The 1,827-nt window shown below is 57.3% G+C and carries 1 rRNA gene; it reads left to right on the plus strand.

Annotated elements, in window-relative coordinates:
- Positions 1 to 128: 128 nt before the first annotated feature.
- Positions 129 to 1,651: ribosomal RNA gene (locus ABQF13_RS25235) — 16S ribosomal RNA — on the plus strand.
- The last annotated feature ends 176 nt before the right edge of the window (positions 1,652 to 1,827 follow it).

The raw sequence follows: 1,827 nt of genomic DNA on the forward strand, positions 1-1,827 counted from the left end.
GCGGGTGTGTTGTTTGAGAACTCAATAGTGTGTTTGGTGGTTTTTGTTTGTTGTTGTTTTTTGCCGCATCCTTGATCCCCGTTGGGGGTGTGGTTTTGTTTTGCCAGTTTTGTTCTCTGGATGGTTTTTGTTTGGAGAGTTTGATCCTGGCTCAGGACGAACGCTGGCGGCGTGCTTAACACATGCAAGTCGAACGGAAAGGCCCCTTCGGGGGTGCTCGAGTGGCGAACGGGTGAGTAACACGTGGGTGATCTGCCCTGCACTTTGGGATAAGCCTGGGAAACTGGGTCTAATACCGAATAGGACCGCGCATCGCATGGTGTGTGGTGGAAAGCTTTTGCGGTGTGGGATGGGCCCGCGGCCTATCAGCTTGTTGGTGGGGTGATGGCCTACCAAGGCGACGACGGGTAGCCGGCCTGAGAGGGTGTCCGGCCACACTGGGACTGAGATACGGCCCAGACTCCTACGGGAGGCAGCAGTGGGGAATATTGCACAATGGGCGCAAGCCTGATGCAGCGACGCCGCGTGGGGGATGACGGCCTTCGGGTTGTAAACCCCTTTCAGCATCGACGAAGCGTTATGTGACGGTAGATGCAGAAGAAGCACCGGCCAACTACGTGCCAGCAGCCGCGGTAATACGTAGGGTGCGAGCGTTGTCCGGAATTACTGGGCGTAAAGAGCTCGTAGGTGGTTTGTCGCGTTGTCCGTGAAAACTCACAACTCAATTGTGGGCGTGCGGGCGATACGGGCAGACTGGAGTACTGCAGGGGAGACTGGAATTCCTGGTGTAGCGGTGGAATGCGCAGATATCAGGAGGAACACCGGTGGCGAAGGCGGGTCTCTGGGCAGTAACTGACGCTGAGGAGCGAAAGCGTGGGGAGCGAACAGGATTAGATACCCTGGTAGTCCACGCCGTAAACGGTGGGTACTAGGTGTGGGTTTCCTTCCTTGGGATCCGTGCCGTAGCTAACGCATTAAGTACCCCGCCTGGGGAGTACGGCCGCAAGGCTAAAACTCAAAGGAATTGACGGGGGCCCGCACAAGCGGCGGAGCATGTGGATTAATTCGATGCAACGCGAAGAACCTTACCTGGGTTTGACATGCACAGGACGCTGGCAGAGATGTCGGTTCCCTTGTGGCCTGTGTGCAGGTGGTGCATGGCTGTCGTCAGCTCGTGTCGTGAGATGTTGGGTTAAGTCCCGCAACGAGCGCAACCCTTGTCTCATGTTGCCAGCACGTGATGGTGGGGACTCGTGAGAGACTGCCGGGGTCAACTCGGAGGAAGGTGGGGATGACGTCAAGTCATCATGCCCCTTATGTCCAGGGCTTCACACATGCTACAATGGCCGGTACAAAGGGCTGCGATGCCGTGAGGTGGAGCGAATCCTTTCAAAGCCGGTCTCAGTTCGGATCGGGGTCTGCAACTCGACCCCGTGAAGTCGGAGTCGCTAGTAATCGCAGATCAGCAACGCTGCGGTGAATACGTTCCCGGGCCTTGTACACACCGCCCGTCACGTCATGAAAGTCGGTAACACCCGAAGCCGGTGGCCTAACCCCTTGTGGGAGGGAGCCGTCGAAGGTGGGATCGGCGATTGGGACGAAGTCGTAACAAGGTAGCCGTACCGGAAGGTGCGGCTGGATCACCTCCTTTCTAAGGAGCACCACGTAAACGCGTTCCCATTGGGGGGACGTGAAGCCGTGAGGAGCCTGTTCTCTGTAGTGGAGGCGGGTTTGGTGCACAACAAACGTTCGATTCCTGCGGGGTTGGGGTCGTAGAGAATTCGCCAGACACACTATTGGGCTTTGAGGCAACAGGCCCGTTATCTC

The sequence above is a fragment of the Mycolicibacterium sp. XJ879 genome (assembly GCF_053483935.1).